Annotated in this window: 16 protein-coding genes, 1 rRNA gene and 1 pseudogene; 6 read left to right on the forward strand and 12 right to left on the reverse strand. The window is 73.8% G+C overall.

Annotation, left to right across the window (positions count from 1 at the left end; all coding sequences use genetic code 11):
* Nucleotides 1-85 (reverse strand): 16S ribosomal RNA (locus JFN87_RS24290); the annotation flags it as partial.
* A gap of 772 nt (nt 86-857) precedes the next feature.
* Here JFN87_RS24290 and trpS point away from each other — a divergent pair.
* A complete protein-coding gene (trpS, locus tag JFN87_RS24295; protein ID WP_209343196.1) occupies nt 858-1,856 on the forward strand; it encodes a tryptophan--tRNA ligase in 999 nt (332 codons plus the stop codon).
* Nucleotides 1,857-1,944: 88 nt separating this feature from the next.
* On the opposite strand, the gene proC is transcribed toward trpS, so the two are convergent.
* The gene (gene proC, locus JFN87_RS24300; RefSeq protein WP_245181040.1) at nt 1,945-2,694 is read right to left on the reverse strand and encodes a pyrroline-5-carboxylate reductase; all 750 of its coding nucleotides are present in this window, start codon (nt 2,692-2,694) and stop codon (nt 1,945-1,947) included.
* A 156-nt stretch (nt 2,695-2,850) separates the two neighbouring features.
* On the opposite strand from proC, the gene JFN87_RS24305 reads away from it, so the two are divergent.
* Complete coding sequence (locus JFN87_RS24305) at nt 2,851-3,654, forward strand: nucleotidyltransferase domain-containing protein (RefSeq protein ID WP_209343198.1); 804 nt, start codon at nt 2,851-2,853, stop codon at nt 3,652-3,654.
* On the opposite strand, the gene JFN87_RS24310 is transcribed toward JFN87_RS24305, so the two are convergent.
* The 7 genes from JFN87_RS24310 to JFN87_RS24340 all read right to left on the reverse strand — a co-directional run bounded on the left by JFN87_RS24310 (nt 3,641) and on the right by JFN87_RS24340 (nt 10,745).
* A complete protein-coding gene (locus tag JFN87_RS24310) occupies nt 3,641-4,525 on the reverse strand; it encodes a sigma factor-like helix-turn-helix DNA-binding protein (RefSeq protein WP_209343199.1) in 885 nt (294 codons plus the stop codon). The genes JFN87_RS24305 and JFN87_RS24310 overlap by 14 nt on opposite strands.
* Before the next feature lie 116 nt (nt 4,526-4,641).
* On the reverse strand, nt 4,642-5,385 hold the full coding sequence (locus JFN87_RS24315; RefSeq protein WP_209343200.1) for a class I SAM-dependent methyltransferase: 744 nt from the start codon (nt 5,383-5,385) through the stop codon (nt 4,642-4,644).
* Nucleotides 5,386-5,454: 69 nt separating this feature from the next.
* Entirely contained in the window at nt 5,455-6,012 is a 558-nt protein-coding gene (locus tag JFN87_RS24320; protein ID WP_209343212.1) for a hypothetical protein, read from the reverse strand.
* Nucleotides 6,013-6,153: 141 nt separating this feature from the next.
* Nucleotides 6,154-8,004 carry a dihydroxy-acid dehydratase gene (gene ilvD / locus JFN87_RS24325; protein ID WP_209343201.1) on the reverse strand — a complete coding sequence of 617 codons (1,851 nt, stop codon included), beginning with the start codon at nt 8,002-8,004 and terminating at the stop codon, nt 6,154-6,156.
* Between the two features lie 126 nt (nt 8,005-8,130).
* Nucleotides 8,131-8,844, reverse strand: coding sequence for a TetR/AcrR family transcriptional regulator (locus tag JFN87_RS24330; protein ID WP_209343202.1), 714 nt, complete (start codon nt 8,842-8,844; stop codon nt 8,131-8,133).
* Entirely contained in the window at nt 8,841-9,713 is an 873-nt protein-coding gene (locus tag JFN87_RS24335) for a sugar phosphate isomerase/epimerase family protein (RefSeq protein WP_209343203.1), read from the reverse strand. Before JFN87_RS24335 ends, JFN87_RS24330 begins: the two co-directional genes overlap by 4 nt.
* Before the next feature lie 99 nt (nt 9,714-9,812).
* The gene (locus JFN87_RS24340; RefSeq protein ID WP_209343204.1) at nt 9,813-10,745 is read right to left on the reverse strand and encodes a Ppx/GppA family phosphatase; all 933 of its coding nucleotides are present in this window, start codon (nt 10,743-10,745) and stop codon (nt 9,813-9,815) included.
* Nucleotides 10,746-10,809: 64 nt separating this feature from the next.
* Between JFN87_RS24340 and JFN87_RS24345 the strand changes: the two genes are divergently transcribed.
* A complete protein-coding gene (locus JFN87_RS24345) occupies nt 10,810-11,664 on the forward strand; it encodes a DUF3109 family protein (protein ID WP_209343205.1) in 855 nt (284 codons plus the stop codon).
* A 185-nt stretch (nt 11,665-11,849) separates the two neighbouring features.
* Here the strand turns inward: JFN87_RS24345 and JFN87_RS24350 are convergent, their stop codons facing one another.
* On the reverse strand, nt 11,850-13,823 hold the full coding sequence (locus JFN87_RS24350) for a BACON domain-containing protein (protein ID WP_307865582.1): 1,974 nt from the start codon (nt 13,821-13,823) through the stop codon (nt 11,850-11,852).
* Nucleotides 13,824-13,929: 106 nt separating this feature from the next.
* Nucleotides 13,930-15,180, reverse strand: a complete 1,251-nt coding sequence (locus JFN87_RS24355; protein ID WP_209343208.1) for an FAD-dependent monooxygenase — start codon at nt 15,178-15,180, stop codon at nt 13,930-13,932.
* Nucleotides 15,181-15,388: 208 nt separating this feature from the next.
* Between JFN87_RS24355 and JFN87_RS24360 the strand changes: the two genes are divergently transcribed.
* The 3 genes from JFN87_RS24360 to disA all read left to right on the forward strand — a co-directional run bounded on the left by JFN87_RS24360 (nt 15,389) and on the right by disA (nt 19,132).
* Nucleotides 15,389-16,462 carry a TetR/AcrR family transcriptional regulator C-terminal domain-containing protein gene (locus tag JFN87_RS24360; RefSeq protein ID WP_209343209.1) on the forward strand — a complete coding sequence of 358 codons (1,074 nt, stop codon included), beginning with the start codon at nt 15,389-15,391 and terminating at the stop codon, nt 16,460-16,462.
* An 82-nt stretch (nt 16,463-16,544) separates the two neighbouring features.
* A complete protein-coding gene (radA, locus tag JFN87_RS24365; RefSeq protein WP_209343210.1) occupies nt 16,545-17,954 on the forward strand; it encodes a DNA repair protein RadA in 1,410 nt (469 codons plus the stop codon).
* A 44-nt stretch (nt 17,955-17,998) separates the two neighbouring features.
* Nucleotides 17,999-19,132 carry a DNA integrity scanning diadenylate cyclase DisA gene (gene disA, locus JFN87_RS24370; RefSeq protein WP_209343211.1) on the forward strand — a complete coding sequence of 378 codons (1,134 nt, stop codon included), beginning with the start codon at nt 17,999-18,001 and terminating at the stop codon, nt 19,130-19,132.
* Between the two features lie 560 nt (nt 19,133-19,692).
* On the opposite strand, the pseudogene JFN87_RS24375 reads toward disA, so the two are convergent.
* Nucleotides 19,693-20,162, reverse strand: a pseudogene (locus JFN87_RS24375) (hypothetical protein); the annotation flags it as partial.

Here is a 20,162-nt window from a genome sequence, read left to right on the forward strand (position 1 = left end):
ACCCCGAAAGGCTTCATCGTTCGACTTGCATGTGTTAAGCACGCCGCCAGCGTTCGTCCTGAGCCAGGATCAAACTCTCCGTGAATGCTTCAAGCACCACGAGAGCGGAACAGGAGGAAGGAATAATTCCGTCCTGTTCACAGCGTCCTCGCTGTGTTACTACAAAGGAACCCAAATCCACCAGGCACACAGGCCCGGCAGACCAGGGGTATCAACATATCTGGCGTTGACTTTTAGCACGCTGTTGAGTTCTCAAGGAACGGACGCTTCCTTCGAAAACCCTCTCAGGCTTCCTCCGGGCGCTTTCCCTTCGGCCTTACGTTTCTGAACTCTACCAGACGCTGTTTCCGTCCGATTCCCCGTCAGAATGGGATCCTGCCGTTGTCTTTCCGGCCCTTTTGCTCGGCCGTTCCGACGAGTGAGACTTTAGCGGAATCAGGGGCTCCGACGCCAATCGGGGCTCCGGTTCTCTCGAACACGGATTCCTTCCTCCTCACTCGCGCAAAGAACACACAGAACGGCACGACGCGAAGTCGTTCGTTCTTCGTGGTTCCTGCGGAGTGGCTGCCCGGGGACCGACCTGGGTCGGCGCTCACGTCGAACAGCCCGGGGTACGTTACGGATCGGCGTTTGGTCTGTCAACTTGGGGCCGGACCGGCGTACACTCGCCTCCATGAACTCGCGTGTACGTATCCTTCGCACCCTGTGGCGGGCCGCCTGACGGCGGCCGGTACACACACGCACCCAACGGCCGCCGCCTCCCGGCGGCCGTTCTGTTTCTCCTCCCACTCGCTCCGGAGTGGCACACGGCCCGCCAGGCGGCGACGGTCCACCCACGGAGGCAGGAGACACAGTCCATGACCACCATCTTCAGCGGGATCAAGCCCACCGGGCACCTGACACTCGGGAACTACCTGGGCGCCATCGCCCGGTGGGTCGACATCGACCAGCACCAGTCCGACGCGTTCTTCTCCGTCGTCGACCTGCACGCCCTCACCGTGGAGCACGACCCCGCGCGGGTGCGCCGGCTCAGCAGGCAGACCGCGTCGCTGATGCTCGCCGCCGGTCTCGACCCCGCGGTCTGCACGCTGTTCGTGCAGAGCCACGTGGACGAGCACACGCGCCTGTCGTACCTGCTGGAGTGCGTGGCCACCGACGGCGAGCTGCGGCGCATGATCCAGTACAAGGAGAAGAGCGCACGGGCGCGCGAAACCGGCGACAGCGTGCGGTTCTCGCTGCTGTCGTACCCGGTGCTGATGGCGGCCGACATCCTCGCGTACCGGACGGACGAGGTGCCGGTGGGCGAGGACCAGACGCAGCACGTCGAACTCGCCCGCGACCTGGCGGTGCGGTTCAACCAGCGCTACGGGCAGACGTTCACCGTGCCGCGCGCGACGCGGCCGCAGGTGGCCGCGCGCGTCATGGACCTGCAGGACCCCACGGGGAAGATGGGCAAGTCGCACCGGGACACGGCTGGGATCGTCTACCTGCTCGACGACCTCGACACCGTCCGGAAGAAGATCATGCGGGCCGTCACCGACAGCGGGCACGATGTCGTGTACGACCGCGACGCGCGGCCCGGCGCGGCGAACCTGCTGGACATCCTCGCGGCGTGCCGTCGCGAGGACCCGGCGGCGCTCGCCGCGTCGTACGACTCGTACGGGGCGCTCAAGCGGGACACCGCCGAGGCCGTCGTCGAAGTGCTGCGGCCGTTGCAGGAGCGGCACGCGGTGCTCGCCGCCGATCCCGCGCAGGTGGACAAGGTGCTGAGGGACGGCGCCGAGCGCGCGCGTTCCGTGGCCAGACCTGTGGTCGACGCGGCCTACGCGGCGATCGGCCTGCTGCCCGCCGTTTGACGAGCTCCGCCTGACGCGCGCCGTTTGACGCGCGCCGCGCCGCCCGCCCGCCCGCCTCGCCGCGAGCGGGTGGCCGGCGCCGCCGCCGTCAGCCGTTGCCCGTGGCCAGTTCGCGGCTGCGGTCCCTCGCCGCTTCGAGTGCGGCGATCAGGGCCGCCCGTACGCCGTGGTCCTCCAGCTCGCGGATCGCGTTGATCGTGGTCCCGGCGGGGGACGTGACGGCCTCGCGGAGCTTCACGGGGTGCTCGCCGCTGTCGCGCAGCATGACCGCGGCCCCGATCGCCGACTGCACGATCAGGTCGTGGGCCTGGGCGCGCGGCATGCCGAGCAGGATGCCGGCGTCCGTCATGGCCTCGACGAGGAAGTAGAAGTACGCGGGCCCCGAGCCCGACAGGGCGGTGGCGGCGTCCTGCTGGGACTCGGGGACCCTGAGCGTCTTGCCTACCCCGCCGAAGATCTCCTCGGCGTGCGTGAGGTGGTCGGGCAGCGCGTGGCTGCCCCCGGAGATCACGGACATGCCCTGGTCCACGACGACGGGCGTGTTGGGCATGACGCGCACCACGGCGACGCCGTCGGCGAGCCTGTCCTCGATGTACGCCGTCGTGATGCCGGCCGCGGCGCTGATGACGAGCCGGTCGGCGGTCGCGTGCGGGGCGAGTTCGTCGAGGAGCTTGCCCATGTCCTGCGGCTTCACGGCCAGGATGAGGGTGTCGGCGCGCTTCGCCGCCTCCTCGTTGGTGACGGGCTCCACCCCGTAGCGGTCGCGCAGTTCGGCGGCGCGCTCGGGCCTGCGCGTGGTGACCAGCAGGCTCTCGGGGCGCCACCCGGCGCGGATCATGCCGCTGAGCAGCGCCTCGCCGATCTTGCCCGTGCCGAGGACCGCGACAGTCCTGTTCGAGCGGGCCTGGTTCGTGCCGGTCAATTCGGTCACCTCGCCGTGCGGGTTCGTGCGGCCTCTTCTGTACGGGGCCCGTACCGGGCCATCCTGGCACCCATGACCGAGTCCCCCGAGTCCCCCGCCACCGAACGGCTCCTCGCCCGCTTCACGGCCGACCTGCCCGCGTACGTGGTCGCCCTGTGGGCGCACGGCTCGCTCGCCATGGGCGACTACCAGGAAGGGCGCAGCGACCTCGATCTCGTCGCCGTCGTCGATACCGGCCGGGACGGGAACGGTGAGCGGGCGCTGCTGGCCGGGGTGCACCGGGCGCTGATGCGCGACGAGCCCCTCGCGCGCCTGCTCCACTGCACGTACCTGTCGCGTTCCCGCCTCGCCGACGCCGACCTCGACCACTTCACCTGGGCGCACGGCGAGCCCTTCGAGCGGCCCGTCACCCCGGTCGCACGCCAGGAACTCCTGTGCCGCGGCAGGGTGCTGCGCGGTCCTTCGCCGGCCTCGCTGCTGCCGCCGCTGGGCGAAGGGGAGTTGGCCGCCTTCGTCCGCCGCGACCTGCGGGAGTACTGGTACCCGGCGGCCGCGCGGGCGGAGTTGTGGACGCAGGACATCTGGGTGGCGCTCGGGATGGTGACCCTGGCCCGTGCGGCCGTCACCCTCCGCGAGGGCCGTCTCGTCACCAAGGGCGAGGCGCTGGGCGAGCTCGCGCGCATGGGCGCGCCGGCCGCGGTCGTCGAGGACGTGCGCGCCCTGCGCTACGACAGGGACCCCGTGCCCGCGGCCGAGCCGTGGCGCTCCCGGCGCGGCGAGGCGGCGCGCGCGTTCGTCCGTGCGGGCATCGACCACGTGCTGGGCGACGACGGCGAGGCGACGCCCGGGGCTGCCGGGCCGGTCAGAGCGGTGTGAGTTCGGCGGCTCGTACGTTGCGCAGCTTGTCCGGGTTCAGGACGCCGTCCATCGCCCTGATGCGGCCGTCGCCCACTCTGAACGCGTAGACCGCGACGACCCCCGCATCCGCCTCGCACAGCACCGCGCCCGGCGCGCCGTTGACGTCACGGGCCACCATGCGCAGCCGCCGCGGGCCGAAGTGGTGCAGGACGCGGGCTATGGACGTGGCGACCTTCTCGGCGCCGATCACCGGCCACCGCGCGGCGATGTCCAAGCCGCCGCCGTCCGAGCGCAGCACCACGTCGGGGTCGAGCACTTCGAGCAGCGCGTCGGAGTCCTGCGCCATGACCGCGTCGCGGAACGCGTCGACGGCGCGGGCGCTCTCCTGGCGGTCAGCGGCAGGGGCGGGCGCCTCCGCGCGGACCCTGCGGCGGGCGTGGGACGCCAGTCGCCTCACGGCGTCGGCGTCGCGGCCCACGATCCCGGCGATGTCCGCGAACGGCACGGCGTGCAGGTCGTGCAGGACGTACGCCGTGCGTTCGGCGGGGGTGAGGCGTTCGAGAACGCTCAGCGCTGCCGTCCCCGCCGTCCCCGCCGTCCCCGCCGTCGCGTCGAGTTCTGCCGCGTCCGTGACGAGCGGTTCGGGCAGCCAGATGCCGGCGTAGGCGTCCCTGCGTGCGCGGGCCTCCGTCAGGCGGTCGTGGCAGAAGCGGGCGACGGCGGCCGTGAGGTACGCGCGCGGCGCCCCGGCCTCCTCGGCGGGCAGGCGCTGCCAGCGCGACCGCACCTCCCGGACGGCGTCGTCCGCGTCCGTGACGGAGCCCGTGACGTGGTGGGCGATGGCCGCGAGGCGCCGGCGTTCCCGCTCGAATACCGCCAGTTCGGCCATGGCAGGCTCCCCGGGTGTCTGGTGTGTGTCCCGCGCCACCCATGGTTTCGTCCCGGAGCCACGGCGTCCAAGATCTTCGGCGTCTCGTGACGAGTCGCGTCCCTTATCGAAGCTGGTCAGCGGCGCGTGGTGACGAGGTCGACCACGTACGCCTCCTCGACCGTGCCGTCCGGGAAGACGTCGAGCAGTGCCTGTCGTTCGGCCGTCAGGAAGGCGGCCGTCGTGCTCTCGCCCAGCATGCGGAACACGGAGTGGGTGGACAGGTTGCCGAGGTGCTCGTCGAGCGTCACCTGGCGCGACCAGGAGACCCGGCGGTGGGTGGTGGGCACGCTGTCCGGCAGCAGCGGGCCCTGCTCGCGCGCGCCGTGCACACCATGGCCGCCGTCGCCGCCGTGGGCGCGCAGCCGGGCGTTCTGGGCCGCGAGCCAGGGGACCGTCTGGTCGGCGACGTTCCAGAAGAGGGCGAGCGTGCCGCCCGGCCGCAGGACGCGCAGCGCCTCGGCGAAGGCGCGCGCCCGGTCCGTCCAGTGCCAGGACTGGGCGTACGTGACGAGGTCGGCGCACGCGTCCGCGAGCGGCAGGGCGTCCCCGACGGCCCGTACGAGCGGGACGCCGGGCAGCACCGCGTGCAGCCGCCCCGCCATGCCGGGCCCCGGCTCCACGGCCGTGACGCGCGCGCCGCGTGCGAGCAGGGAGCGGGTGGCGATGCCGGTGCCCGCGCCGACGTCGACGGCGTGCGCGCCGGCGAGTGGGCGGCCCGCGGCGTCCTCGACGGCGTCGAAGAGGGCGGGCGGGTAGCCGGGGCGCGAGGTGTCGTACAGCTCGGCGACGACATCGAAGGACAGGGCGCGTGCGGTCATGGCACTCCTTCTTCGGCGTGCGGGGCGTACGGGCGTGCGGGCGGCGTGCGGACGTGTGGGCGTGTGGGGCTAGGCGTTCTCGGTGGGCGCCGCGGCCTTCCCGGTCCTTCCGGCCTTCCCGCCTGGCCGCTTCTTCTTCGCGCGGGCGCCCGGGTTGCCGCTGCGCGCGCCGCGCCGCTTCTCGTACGCGACGACGGCGGCCTCGTACTCGCGCCGCAGCAGCCCCTCCCCAGGCGCCTCGGTGAGCGAGCGGACGAAGTACGCGAGGAGTGAGCCGATGAAGCCGATGGTCTTGAGGCTGCGCAGGGAGTCCTCGCGTGCCTGGTCCGCCGGGCGCTCGCCGAACCCGGCCCACGTCCTGCGGAACGCGACGAGGCTGCACACCGCGAACATCGCGACGACCAGCACCCCGACGAACGACCCGACGCCGGCCAGCGCGATCCCGTCGTACGCGAACCGCAGGACGACGCAGGACGCGGCGGCCGCCACGAGCGAGCCCGCGGCGACGGCGACGCGGCGCACCGCGTAGCCGCCGTCGTGCCGCACCCACGTCGTGCCGAAGAAGCGCAGCTCCTCGGGCTCGGGCCCGCCGCCCCGGGCGGTGCCCCGAGCCGGCGCGTGCCGCACGGCCGTGTCCGCTGCGGGCGTGTCCGCCGCGGGCGCGCCGCCCGCGCTGTCGTCCTGCCCCGCGGGGCGCTGCCGCTGATCGCTCACGCGTCGATTATCCCCGACCGCCGCCGTGCGCCGAAGGCGTGCCGCGTGCCGGCGTCAGCCCAGGCGTGACACGTCGCGGACGGCGCCGCGGTCCGCGCTCGTGGCCATCGCCGCGTACGCGCGCAGCGCCACCGACACCTTGCGCTCCCTGGCCTTCGGCGCGTACACGCCGTTCAGCGCGTCGCGGCGCGCGGCCAGCTCCTCGTCGTCCACCAGGAGTTCGATCGAGCGCGCCGGGATGTCGATGCGGATGCGGTCGCCGTCGTGCACCAGCGCGATCGCGCCGCCCGATGCCGCCTCGGGCGAGACGTGGCCGATCGACAGGCCCGACGTGCCGCCGGAGAAGCGTCCGTCCGTGATCAGCGCGCACGACTTCCCGAGGCCGCGGCCCTTCAGGTACGAGGTCGGGTAGAGCATCTCCTGCATGCCGGGGCCGCCCTTGGGGCCCTCGTAGCGGATGACGACGACGTCGCCCTCGGTGATCTCCTTGCGGAGGATCTTCTCGACGGCGTCCTCCTGCGACTCGCAGACGACCGCGGGACCCTCGAACTTCCAGATCGACTCGTCGACGCCGGCGGTCTTCACGACGCAGCCGTCCACGGCGATGTTGCCGCGCAGCACCCCCAGGCCGCCGTCCTCGCTGTAGGCGTGCGCCACGTCGCGGATGCAGCCGCCCGCCGCGTCGGTGTCCAGCGAGTCCCACCGCTCGGACTGCGAGAACGCCTCGGCGGAGCGGACGCAGCCGGGCGCCGCGTGCCACAGGTCGACGGCCTCGTCGGACGGCGAGCCGCCGCGCACGTCCCAGGTACCGAGCCACGCCTTGACGCTCGGCGCGTGGACGGTGTGGACGTCCTCGTTGAGCAGGCCGCCGCGGTACAGCTCGCCGAGGATGGCGGGGATGCCGCCCGCGCGGTGCACGTCCTCCATGTAGTACGTGCCGCCCGGCGCCACGTTCGGGGCGACCTTCGCGAGGCACGGCACCCGCCGCGACACCGCGTCGATGTCGGACAGGTCGTAGTCGACGCCCGCCTCCTGCGCGGCCGCGAGCAGGTGCAGGATCGTGTTCGTGGAGCCGCCCATGGCGATGTCGAGCGCCATCGCGTTCTCGAACGCCGCGTGCGTGGCGACGTTGCGCGGCAGGACGGACGCGTCGTCCTGCTCGTAGTAGCGCTTCGCCAGGTCGACGACGGCCGCGCCGGCCCGCTCGTACAGCGCGCGGCGCGCGGTGTGGGTGGCGAGGACGGAGCCGTTGCCGGGCAGGGCGAGGCCGATGGCCTCCGTGAGGCAGTTCATCGAGTTGGCGGTGAACATGCCGGAGCAGGAACCGCAGGTCGGGCAGGCGTTCTCCTCGATGCGGAGCATGTCGGCGTCCGACACCGACTCGTCCACCGCGTCCGACATGGCGTTGATCAGGTCGAGCTTGCGCACCGTGCCGTCGACCAGCGTCGCGCGGCCGGCCTCCATGGGGCCGCCGGAGACGAAGATCGTGGGGATGTTGAGGCGCATCGCGGCCATCAGCATGCCCGGCGTGATCTTGTCGCAGTTGGAGATGCAGACGAGCGCGTCCGCGCAGTGCGCCTCGACCATGTACTCGACGGAGTCGGCGATCAGGTCGCGGGACGGCAGCGAGTACAGCATGCCGCCGTGGCCCATCGCGATGCCGTCGTCCACGGCGATGGTGTTGAACTCGCGCGGCACGGCGCCCGCCGCCTTGACGGCCTCGGAGACGATGCGGCCGACCGGCGCGAGGTGGGTGTGCCCCGGCACGAACTCGGTGAAGGAGTTGGCGATGGCCACGATGGGCTTGCCGATGTCCTCGCTCGCTACGCCCGACGCCCTCATAAGGGCGCGCGCGCCCGCCATGTTGCGGCCGTGGGTGACAGTGCGGGACCTCAGCTCGGGCATCGTCGCTCGCTCCTTCGGCAGATGCTTCGGCGGACGCGTCAGCGGGGTCGCGTCACCGGGATTGCGTAGGCCCGAGCGTACGCTCCGTCTCCAAGATCCGGACACCTCGTCCGGAATACGGGACGCTCAGCGCTCCGTCAGGTGGCGCTGGAGCGTCGGCGCCACCCGGCGCACGAGCTCCTCCGCGTCCACGCTCGCCAGCGGCTCCACGCCCAGCACGTACCGCAGCAGCGCGACGCCGAGCATCTGCGACGCGGCCAGCTCGGCGCGCAGCGTGGGGTCGGGCACGTCGAGGCCCTCGGCGATCCGCTCCAGCAGCCGCCGCAGCACGAACGTGCGCATGACGCCCGCCGCCGTCTCGTTCGTCAGCGCCGAGCGCATGACCGCGAGGAGCGGCGCCCTGGTGTGCTCGTCCTCCCATACGCCGAAGAACAGGCGGGCGAGGCGCTCGCCGATGGTGTCCCGGTCGCCCGCGAGGACGTCGTGCACGCCGAGGGCGGGTTCGAAGGAGACCTCGATGGAGGCCGCGAAGACCCGTTCCTTCGTGCCGAAGTAGTGGTGGACGAGCGCCGCGTCGACGCCGGCGGCCCTCGCCACGGCGCGCACGGACGTCCTGTCGAAGCCGTGCTCGGCGAACTCGCGGCGCGCCGCCGCGAGGATGCGCTCGCGCGCGCCCGGGCCCGCTTCCGCGGCGGTGCGGGACGGGCGGCCGCGGCCGCGGCGTCCGGGTGCCGGGGACGGGGATGGGGGCTTGGTTGGCGCGGGCGGCGTGGGTCCCGGCGCGGGCTCCGGTGCGGGCGCGGGCCCCGGTGCGGGCTCGCCGGCCGTGGGGCCGGTCACACGGCGCCGCCGGCCCGGCCGGTGCGTGGCGGTACGGCGAGACGTCGCGCGCGTGCGTCCGCGAGATGGCGGCGGGTGAACGACAGGGCCTCCGCGAGGTCGCTCTCGCGTTCCGCCACGGACACCGCGCGGCGCGTGTTGACCTCGATGACCACGTGCCCGTCGAACCCGCGGTCCGCCAGGCCGTGCAGCAACTCGGCGCACGGCTGGTCGCCGCGCCCCGGCACCAGGTGCTCGTCCTTGGCCGAGCCCTTGCCGTCCGCGAGGTGGACGTGGCCGAGGCGGTCGCCCATCCGGTCGACCATGGCCATGGTGTCCGTGCGCGCGGTCGCCGTGTGCGAGAGGTCGACCGTGAAGTGCCGGTAGTCCTCCTTGGTGACGTCCCAGTCCGGCGCGTACGCCAGCATCTCGCGGTCCCGGTAGCGCCACGGGTACATGTTCTCGACGGCGAACCGCACGTCCGTCTCGCCGGCCATGCGCCACACGCCGGAGACGAAGTCGCGCGCGTACTGGCGCTGCCAGCGGAACGGCGGGTGCACGACCACTGTGGACGCGCCGAGCTTCTCGGCCGCCGTTTTGGCGCGCTTGAGCTTCGTCCACGGGTCGCTCGACCAGACGCGCTGGGTGATCAGCAGGCAGGGCGCGTGTATCGCGAGTACCGGCACCTCGTGCCGGTCGGACAGGGCCCGCAGGGCGTCGAGGTCCTGGCTGACGGGGTCCGTCCAGACCATCACCTCGACACCGTCGTAGCCGAGGCGTCCCGCGATCTCGAAGGCCGTCGCGGTGTTCTCGGGGTAGACGGACGCCGTCGAGAGGGCGACCTTCACCCCCGGGGCGCGCGCCGCTGGATCTGCCGCTGGATTAGCCACCAAGACAGGGTACGGGCCCACGCTCGGGGCACTGCCCGCGTCCACAGGCGGCGCTCAGGTCGCCGGGCATGCGGTGCTCAGGTCGCCGGGCATGCGGGCTCAGGTCGCCGGCATGAGGTCGAGGCGGCGCAGGATCACGCCCTCGCGCAGCGCCCACGGGCAGATCTCCAGCTCGTCCACGCCGTACAGGTCCATCGCCGCCTCGGCGACCAGCGCGCCGGCGAGCAGCTGGGGCGCCCGCTCGATGGACACCCCCGGCAGCGCGGCGCGCTGCTCGACGGTCATCGCCGCCAGCCTCGGCACCCACTCCTCGAGTGAGGAACGACTCAGCCTGCGCTGCGCGTACGGTCCCTCGGCCGAGCGTGCTGCGCCGCCGATCCTGGCGAGCTGGCGGAAGGTCTTCGAGGTGGCGACGGTGCGGTCGGGGCTGCCGAGCCGGCTGAACTCGCCGACCGTGCGGGCGATCTCCGCGCGCACGTGGCGGCGCAGCTCACGTACGTCGGCGGCGTCCGGCGGATCGCCCGGCAGCCGTCCCGCGGTGAGGCGGCCGGCCCCGAGCGGCAGCGACACGGCCGCGTCGGGTGCCTCGTCCAGCCCGTACCCGACCTCGAGGGAGCCCCCGCCGATGTCGAGGACGAGCAGCTTGCCCGCGGACCAGCCGAACCAGCGCCGCGCGGCGAGGAACGTCAGGCGCGCCTCGTCCGCGCCGCTGAGGACCTGCAGGTCGGCGCCGGTCTCCGCGCGGACCCTGGCGAGCACGTGGTCGGCGTTCGCGGCCTCGCGCACGGCGGAGGTGGCGAAGGCGAGCACGTCCTGGCACCCCTTGTCCTCGGCGGCCCCGACGGCCTCGGTGACCGTCGCCACGAGCCGGTCGACGCCCTCGCGCCCTATCGCGCCGTCCGCGTCGACGAGTTCGGCCAGGCGCAGCTCCGCCTTGTGCGAGTGGGCGGGCAGCGGCCTGGCGCCGCGGTGCGCGTCCACCACCAGCAGGTGCACGGTGTTGGAACCGACGTCGAGGACTCCGAGTCTCATGCGCGGAACCGTACGTGAGCCCGCCCGCCGCCGTGCGCCGGGCGGGCCCGTTAGCCTGGGGCGCGTGCCTAAGACGAACAAGACGAAGCCGGGCAAAGCCGAGCGCACGCGTGCGGAGGATTCCGCTCGCGCGGCGCGCGCGGCGGACGAGCACGGCCTGGACTTCCCGCGCGCGTGGGTCGAGTTTCCCGACCCGGCCGACGACGAGCAGGTCTTCCGCTGCGACCTGACGTGGCTGACGTCGCGGTGGACGTGCATCTTCGGCAGCGGCTGCCAGGGCATCCAGGCGGGCCGCGCCGACGACGGCTGCTGCACGCTGGGCGCGCACTTCTCCGACGAGGAGGACGAGGAGCGCGTGGCCGGGCACGTCGCGCGGCTGACGCCCGACGTGTGGCAGTTCCACGAGGAGGGCACGCGCGGCGGCGGCTGGACGCAAGAGGATGAGGACGACGGGGAGCGCCAGACGCGCGTGTGGCAGGGCTCCTGCATCTTCCAGAACCGTCCGGGTTTCGCTGGCGGCGCCGGGTGCGCGCTGCACATCCTGGCGCTGCGGGAGGGCCGGGAGCCGCTGGAGACGAAGCCGGACGTGTGCTGGCAGCTGCCGGTGCGGCGCACCTACGACTGGATCGACCGCCCGGACGACACGCGCGTGCTGCGGGTCTCGATCGGCGAGTACGACCGGCGCGGCTGGGGTCCCGGCGGCCACGACCTGCACTGGTGGTGCACGTCCGCGACGTCGGCGCACGGCGCGGGCGACCCGGTGTACGTCACGTACGGGCCCGAACTGACGGAGATGATGGGCAAGGAGGCGTACGACGTGCTGGCGCAGCTGTGCGCGCGCCGCGTGCACAGCGAGCTGCCGCTGGTGGCCCCGCACCCGGCCGACCCGACGGGGCCGGAGGCTCCGGCCCCGCGCTGAGCCGCGCGTCCGCCTCGCGGGGCGCGGGCCGGGCCCTCGGCCGTCGGGCCGGGCCACGACGGGCAAGGGCGGCCCGACCCGCCGAACAGGTCACCGGGGCACGGCCACACGCCGAGCAGGACCGTTTCCGGCGGCGGGCCGGCTGGTCGGCACGGGATACGCCGGCAGGGCCCGCGGTCGCGGGGTCAGGTCGCGGAGGGCGGGGGCGTGCTCTCGTCCGGTGATGGCGGGGGCGACGTCGGCGGGGGCTGGGTCGAGCCGCCCGAGGGCGGTTGCGTCGGGTCGGTCGTGCCGCCCCCCGTGCCGCCGCTCGACGGGTCGGACGGCGCGCCCGACCCGGTCGGGGAGCCGCCCGAGCCCGAGCCGCCGCCCGAGCCGCCGGAGCCTCCCGAGCCCCCGGACCCACCGGAGGAGCCCGTTCCGCCGCCGGAGCCGCCGGAGCCCCCGGAGCCGCCGTGATGACCGCCGCCATGGTGGCCGCCGCCGTGGTGGCGGCCGGGCCTGCCCGGCTTGCCGCCGCCGCCCGCGCGCGGGCCCGTCGGGTAGCCGTAGCCGTCCACCAGCACCAACGCGCCCGTCGGATGCAGCGCGATGCGCACGCTCCACGCGCCCTGCGGCTCGCGCGCGTGGTCGACGGTGACGTCGATCGTGACGGATTTGCCCGGCGCGAGCGTGCCCGACGACTGGCTCAGGTGCAGCCAGTTCGCGCCGACGCTCGCCGCCCACGAGACGGGCGCGCCCGACGCGGTGAGCGTGATCGTCGTACGGCCGGACGACGTCCTCGCGGTGACCGCGAGCGAGCCCGCGGATGCGGAGCCCGGCCCGCCCGAATGGCCCGTCCCGCCGTGGCTGACGACCTTGACGGACACGTCGGAGCCCTCGGCGCCGTGCCCGCGCCCGCCGTCGGCGGACGGCGATCCCGACCGGTCGCTGGCGTTGCCCGCGTTCTCGTAGCGCTCGTAGCCCTTGCCGTCGCGCGCCGAGGGGTCGCCGGACTCGCCGGCGCTGATCGACGGGCCGCCGTGGCCCTCCCCCGTCTCGGGCGCGCCCCGGTACGCGGCCCACAGCGCGAGCACGGGAGCCGCGATGACCGTCGCGACGACGGTCGTCGTCACGGCGCGCGAGCGCAGCCGGTCGCGCCTGGCCGCACGGTCCTTGGGGTCGAGTGGGAAACCGTTACGCCCGAAGCGGGGGCCGGCGCCCCTCGACCTCGGGGCGTGCAGCATCGCGGCGTACGCGGCCGCCCTGTCGACCTCCACGAGCGGCAGCACGGCGGGCGATCTGCGCCCGGCGCGCGGACGGGCGGCCCCCGTGCCTGCCCCCGCGCCGGAGTGCACGCCGGGGCCCGAACCCGGCCAGGGCCCCGCCGCCTCGACGCGCTCCGCGGCGCGGCGGCAGCGTGGGCAGTCGTCCACGTGGCGCACGAGCTCGCGGCGGAGCGTGGCCGAGAGCAGGACCTGACTGTCGCCGGTCAGCCGTGCGACGGCGGGGCAACTGCCGGTCTCGACCACGGCGAGCGCCGCGCGCGTGCGCTCGACCTCGACGGCGGCCGTGGACAGCGTCGTGCGAGCGGCGGAGAGCTCGAGGGACAGCACGGAGGCGACGCCCTGCGGGCCGAGCTGGTGCCGCACGGCGAGTTCGAGCACCTCGCGCTGCTCAGGCGTCGTGCCCGCGGCCTCCGGCCAGGCGAGCAGCGCCAGTTCGCGGCGCCGCCGCTCCTCGGCCGCCTTGGCGGCCCGCACAGCCTGCGCGGCCTGCGCGCTCTCGTCGCCGGACGTGGTGGCCGGGGAGCCCGCCCCGCCTTCCGCGTTCCGCGCCGGCGCGGGCTTCGGTTGTGCGTGCGCTCCCTCACGCCCCCTGCGCTGCTCCGTGAGTCTGCGCAGGCACACCCAACGGGCCAGCGCGTAGAGCCACGCCTTGCGCTCGCCCTCCGCCGTGGGCGAGCGGCCGTACTGGCGCTCGGAGAGGGCCAGTACCTCACCCAGCACCTCCATCGCCGCGTCGTGGTCGCACAGCACGGAGAGGCAGTAGGTGAACAGGCCGTCCAGGTAGGGCTCGTAGCGCGCGGGCGGCCGAGGCGCCGCCAACCGGGGCGCACGATGGGGCGCATGGTGTGCGCCGCTTGCGTGCATGGAGGTCTCGGGGCTGCTGCTCGTCACCTGGCGACGGTAGACAGAGGAGCGTGCGCCCTTCGCGCCTCTTGGGGGCATTTAATCCGTACGGGTGAAGAAACCCCGCGAAAGGGGACAAGAATCGTCACTTCACTTACGACGATTGCACGGGGTTGACGCGTCGTCGCGGACTGGCGCCGAGCGCCGGGTAGTCAGGCAGCGCGATGTCCCCGGCCTTGGCGAACTGCTTCGCGAGCAGAGGGCGCACAGGCCAACGGTTCATCGAACGCATCGACAGGTTCCGCAGCGCGATGCCGGCGCGGCTGTTCGGCGCGTACCCGCCGACGCCGCCGGGCGGCAGCTCCTGCGCCTGCCGCACGTAGGGCCGCATGGTGCGCTCGTACGCGGCGAAGGCCGCCCGGTGGTCGCCGCGCGCGGACGCCAGCTCGCCGGCGAGCACGTAGGCGCCGATGAGCGACAGGCTCGTGCCGAGGCCGGTCAGCGGTGTCGGGCAGTAGCCGGCGTCGCCGATCAGCGCCGCGCGCCCGCGCGTCCAGGCGTCCATCCGCACCTGGCCGATGTGGTCGAGCGTGAACTCGTCGGTCGCGTCGAGGGCGCGGAGAAGGCGCGGGACCTCCCAGCCGAGCCCCGCGAACCGCTCCTTGAGCAGCGCGCGTTGTGTGGCCGTGTCCCCGCGCCGTACGGGCAGCGGTCCCGACCGGAAGCTGAGTGACACCTTGAGCTCGCCCGGCCCGTGGCCGGGCCGCGCGGAGGCGACCCGGCCGCCCGGCGCGTTGTGCGCGAGGTACCAGCCGTCGAGCGCGACGCTCTGGTCGACCGCCCCGAACCAGGACGTGTAGAGGTTCAGCGGCGAGAAGTACCGCTCCTCGGGTCCGAACGCCAGCCGGCGCAGGGTGGAGTGGGCGCCGTCCGCGCCCACCACCAGGGCGAAGCGTCGGGCGGCCGCCTTCTCGAAGGTGACGGTCACACCGTCGGCGTCCTCGTCGAGGCCCGTGATCGTGTCGTCGAAGAGGTACCCCGTCGCGCGCCCCGGCTCGCTCGCGTCGTACAGGAGCCGGCCGAGGTCGCCGCGGAGAATCTCGATCTCCGAGATGATGCCCTCCCCGCCGAAGCTGTCGGCGGGCATCGCCGCGGACATGCGCCCGCGTGCGTCCACGATCGCGTAACCGCGCTGCTCGACGACGAGGGAACGCGCCCGGTCCATGAGGCCCATACGGGCGACGACCTCGCGCCCGGCGCCGCGCAGGTCGACGGTCTGCCCGCCGGTCCTGAGGGCGGGCGCGCGCTCGACGACCGTGACGGAGAAGCCCGCCGCGTTCAGCCAGTACGCCAGTGCGGGGCCCGCGACGCCGGCTCCCGAGATGAGGATGTCCGTGTTCTCCATAGCCCCAAATATACGGCGTACGCAGGTGCACCACAATGCGATCGACGATATCGAATCACCTGCACAGAGCAGTAATTCACGCCGTTGACCGCACTAGTACGGCAGGTATCCGGCCGACGCGGGTGTGCCGCCGCAGGTCGCGGCGGTACGGTGTCCGGACACGTGCACTAGTACGGTCGGCGGGGATCGGCCGGAAGGGACCGCATTCGTGACGGACGCCACGGCCCGCCAGGCCCCCTATCGCCGCATCGTCGGCGAGTTGCGACGCCGCATCGAGACCGGCGACCTCGCGCCGGGCGCGCGCGTGCCGTCGACCCGCGAGCTCACCCGCGCCTGCGGGATCGCTATGGCCACGGCGACGAAGGTGCTGACGGAGCTGCGCCGCGAGGGGCTGGTGCGCGCGGTGCCCGGCGTGGGCACGGTCGTCGCGGACCGCAGGCCCACGACGGCGGGCGCCTCGGCCACGGCGGACGCGTCGGCGCCCCCGCGTGCCGCCTCCGACTCCGCCTCCGCCTCTGACGCGCGCGCGTCGGCGACCGGGCCCATCCGCAGGCCGCAGGACCCGGACCCGGCGCGACCGCGTGCGCACGCGCCGCGCCCCGCCACCGCCCTCGACCTGGCGTCCGTGGTGGCGGCCGCCGTCGCCGTCGCCGACGCGGAGGGCATCGACGCGGTCTCGATGCGCCGCCTGGCCGCCGACCTCGGCGTGGCGACGATGTCTCTGTATCGGCACGTGAACGACAAGGACGACCTGCTGCTGCGCATGATGGACGCCGTCTTCGCGGACGCCCCGCTGCCGGGGCCGACCGGCACCGGCGTCGACACCGGCGTCCACGCAAGCAGGCGCGCACGCCTCGAACTGGCCGCACGCGCGCTGTGGGCGCTGCTGCGCCGCCACCCGTGGCTGGCCTCCGCCATGTCCCTCACCAGACCGCAGGCGCTGCCGCACGCGATCAGCTTCACCGAGTGGGTGCTGGACGCGCTCGACGGCCTCGGTCTTGACTCGTACACCGCGTTCACGATCCACCTCACGCTCTTCAACTACACGCGCGGCACGGCGGTCAACGTCGAGGCGGAGGCGGTGGCCGAGGCCACCACCGGCATGGACAGCGAGGAGTGGCTGGACACCCAGGAGCCCGCGCTGGAGGCGAGCCTCGGCTCCGGCGGTTTCCCCGTCTTCCGCCGGCTGCTGGCCGAGGGCTACGACTTCGACCTGGACGCCCTCTTCGAGTTCGGCCTGCAGCGCCTGCTGGACGGCATCGAGCCCCTGATCGCCGGCTGACCACCGGCTGACCACCGGAAGGACACCGGCAGGAGGCCGGGCGCCGGGGCCGGTGTCAGTGCCTGGCTATACGGTGAGCCGCATGGCTGCCCGTACGAAGACCACCAAGGACCGGCCGTCCTACCGCTGCACGGAATGCGGGTGGACGACCGCGAAGTGGCTCGGCCGCTGCCCCGAGTGCCAGGCGTGGGGCACGATCGAGGAGTACGGGGCACCCGCCGTGCGTACGACCGCGGCGGGGCGGGTGACGGCCGCGGCCGTGCCCATCGGCGAGGTCGACGGCCGGCAGGCCACCGCGCGCTCCACGGGCGTGCCCGAGCTCGACCGGGTGCTGGGCGGCGGGCTCGTGCCGGGCGCCGTCGTGCTGCTCGCGGGCGAGCCCGGTGTCGGCAAGTCGACGCTGCTGCTCGACGTCGCGGCGAAGGCGGCGAGCTCCGAGCACCGCACGCTGTACGTGACGGGCGAGGAGTCGGCGAGCCAGGTGCGGCTGCGGGCCGACCGCATCCGCGCGCTCCACGACGACCTGTACCTGGCGGCGGAGACCGACCTGTCGGCTGTGCTCGGCCACCTCGACGCGGTGAAGCCGTCCCTGCTCGTCCTCGACTCCGTGCAGACGGTCGCCTCCCCCGAGATCGACGGCGCGCCCGGCGGCATGGCGCAGGTGCGGGAGGTCGCGGGCGCGCTGATCAGGGCGTCCAAGGAGCGGGGCATGGCCACGATGCTCGTCGGGCACGTCACGAAGGACGGCGCGATCGCGGGCCCGCGCCTGCTGGAGCACCTGGTGGACGTGGTCCTGCAGTTCGAGGGCGACCGGCACGCGCGGCTGCGCCTCGTACGGGGCGTCAAGAACAGGTACGGCACGACGGACGAGGTCGGCTGCTTCGAGCTGCACGACGAGGGGATCACGGGGCTCGCGGACCCGTCGGGCCTGTTCCTGACCCGGCGGGACGAGCCCGTGCCCGGCACGTGCCTGACCGTCACGCTGGAAGGGCGCAGGCCGCTGGTCGCGGAGGTGCAGGCGCTCACGGTCGACTCGCAGATCCCGTCGCCGCGGCGCACCACGTCGGGCCTGGAGACGTCGCGCGTGTCGATGATGCTCGCGGTGCTCGAGCAGCGGGGCCGCATCTCGGCGCTCGGCAAGCGGGACATCTACAGCGCGACGGTCGGCGGTGTGCGGCTGACGGAGCCCGCGGCGGACCTCGCGGTGGCGCTCGCGCTGGCGTCGGCGGCGAGCGACACCCCGTTGCCGAAGAATCTCGTGGCGATCGGTGAGGTTGGCCTCGCGGGCGAGGTCAGACGCGTCACGGGCGTGCAGCGCAGGCTGGCGGAAGCCCACCGTCTGGGCTTCACGCACGCCCTCGTGCCGTCCGACCCCGGGAAGGTCCCGGCCGGTATGAAGGTCACGGAAGTCGCCGACATGGGCGATGCGCTGCGGGTCCTGCCGCGCCGGGCTCGCGCGGAGGCCCCGCGGGGCGAGGATGTGCGCCGGTAGACTTTGCCCTGGTCTCGCCCATCCGTACGAGCCGGAGGAATGCAGTGGCAGCAGGCGACCGGGGGTCGACACCCGGAAAGTCCGGCGCGGGCTCCGGCGTTTCCGGCGGCGAATCGCTCATGCGCTCGGCCCTGAGCGCGGTCGCGCCCGGCACGACGCTGCGGGACGGCCTCGAGCGGATCCTTCGCGGCAACACCGGCGGGCTGATCGTCCTCGGCATGGACAAGACGGTGGAGGCGATGTGCACGGGCGGGTTCGTGCTCGACGTCGAGTTCACGTCCACGCGCCTGCGCGAGCTGTGCAAGCTGGACGGCGCGCTGATCCTGGACAAGGACATCACGAAGATCCTGCGCGCGGGCGTCCAGCTCCTGCCTGACGCGTCGATCCCGACGGAGGAGACCGGCACCAGGCACCGCACGGCGGACCGCGTGTCGAAGCAGTGCGGCTTCCCCGTCGTGTCGGTCTCGCAGTCGATGCGGCTGAGCGCGCTGTACGTGAACGGTGAGCGCCGCGTGCTTGAGGAGTCCGCGGCGATCCTGTCCCGTGCGAACCAGGCGCTCGCCACGCTCGAGCGCTACAAGCTGCGCCTCGACGAGGTCGCGGGCACGCTGTCGGCGCTCGAGATCGAGGACCTGGTCACGGTCAGGGACGTCACGGCCGTCGCGCAGCGCCTCGAGATGGTCCGGCGGATCGCCACGGAGATCGCGCAGTACGTGGTGGAACTCGGCACGGACGGCCGCCTGCTGGCGCTCCAGCTCGACGAGCTGATCGCGGGCGTCGAGCCGGAACGCGAACTGGTCGTGCGCGACTACGTGCCGGAGCCGACGGCGAAACGGTCCCGCACGGTGCGCGAGGCGCTGGACGAGCTCAACACGCTCACCCACACCGAGCTGCTCGAACTGCCCATGGTGGCGCGGGCACTCGGCTACAGCGGCTCGCCCGAGACGCTGGACTCGGCGGTCTCGCCGCGGGGCTACCGCCTGCTCGCGAAGGTGCCGAGGCTGCCGGGGGCGATCATCGAGCGCCTCGTGGAGCACTTCGGCGGCCTGCAGAAGCTGCTCGCGGCGAGCGTGGACGACCTGCAGACGGTGGACGGCGTCGGCGAGGCACGCGCACGCAGCGTGCGCGAGGGCCTGTCGCGGCTGGCGGAGTCGTCCATCCTGGAACGCTACGTCTGAGCCCGCAGTGGGCGGCGCAGCCGCCCCGCGCGGGCCGGCACCGTGCCGCACACGGCCGTTCGGCCCGCGGCCCCCGGGCCCCGGCCCCCTGTGGCCCCGGTTGCGTCGGCTCGCACGGCCCAGGTAAACGCCGCGTCCGGGTCGGCGTCGGTCCCGCAGCCGGACACGGCCAGTGGCAACGAGACGCCGCCCGGCCCGAGACGGGCCCGCAGGCGGCTGAGCAGAGCGGGCCGCCGTCCGGCGCGGGGCGAGTGCCTGATGCGAGCACCCCGCTCGGCGGGGCCCGGGCGCAGCGCGCCAACCGTCGTGGCGGTCGAGGCAGGTAGCGAGGGGGCCGCCACCGGCCCCGGGCGGTCGCGGCCGCGTGCGGGCGACGGCGCGGGAGGCGAACCGCTCGCCCCTGGGCGCCTGAGCCCCCAGCAGCACACAGCAACCGCTCGCCGCGGGCCCGGCAGCGCGGGACGCCGTCCGGCGCTGCCGGGCGAGCCGGCAGCGGGCGGCCGCGCCCGCCACCCGCCATGCGGGGCAAGGCCTGTGGCGAGAAGGCCGGCCCGGGCGGGTCAGTCGGCGTCGAGGCGGATCGACTTCTGCGACTGCGCCTGCGGCACCGTCGCGACCGATGTCGTGAGCTGCACCAGGTACGTGCCAGCGGACGCCGCCGGCGGGGTCGGGCCCGAGCACTTCGTCGTGGAGTGCCTGCGGTCCCACGTCACCGCGCGGGTGATGCCCGCGTGCGCGGGCACCTCGTAGTACGCGTGCGCGGTCTTCGGGCAGTCCTTGGACGTCCAGATCTGGTCGTCGCCCGTGTTGGTGATGGTGAGGACCATCGCCTTCGCCCCGAGGTCCACCTTGCAGTCAGTGCCCGAGCCGTTGGTGACCGCAAGCTTGAACTGCGGCTTCTCACCCGGCGCGTAGGCCACCTTCGTGCTGTCGAGCGCGACCTTCACCGCGGACCTCGCACAGGTCGGCAGCGACGAACCGGCCTGTACCCGGCGGCCCGCGCCGCCGCCCGCCGCCGCGCCGCCCGCGG

Origin of the sequence: Streptomyces montanisoli (assembly GCF_017813245.1) — a bacterium.
In the GTDB taxonomy this organism is placed as follows: domain Bacteria; phylum Actinomycetota; class Actinomycetes; order Streptomycetales; family Streptomycetaceae; genus Streptomyces; species Streptomyces montanisoli.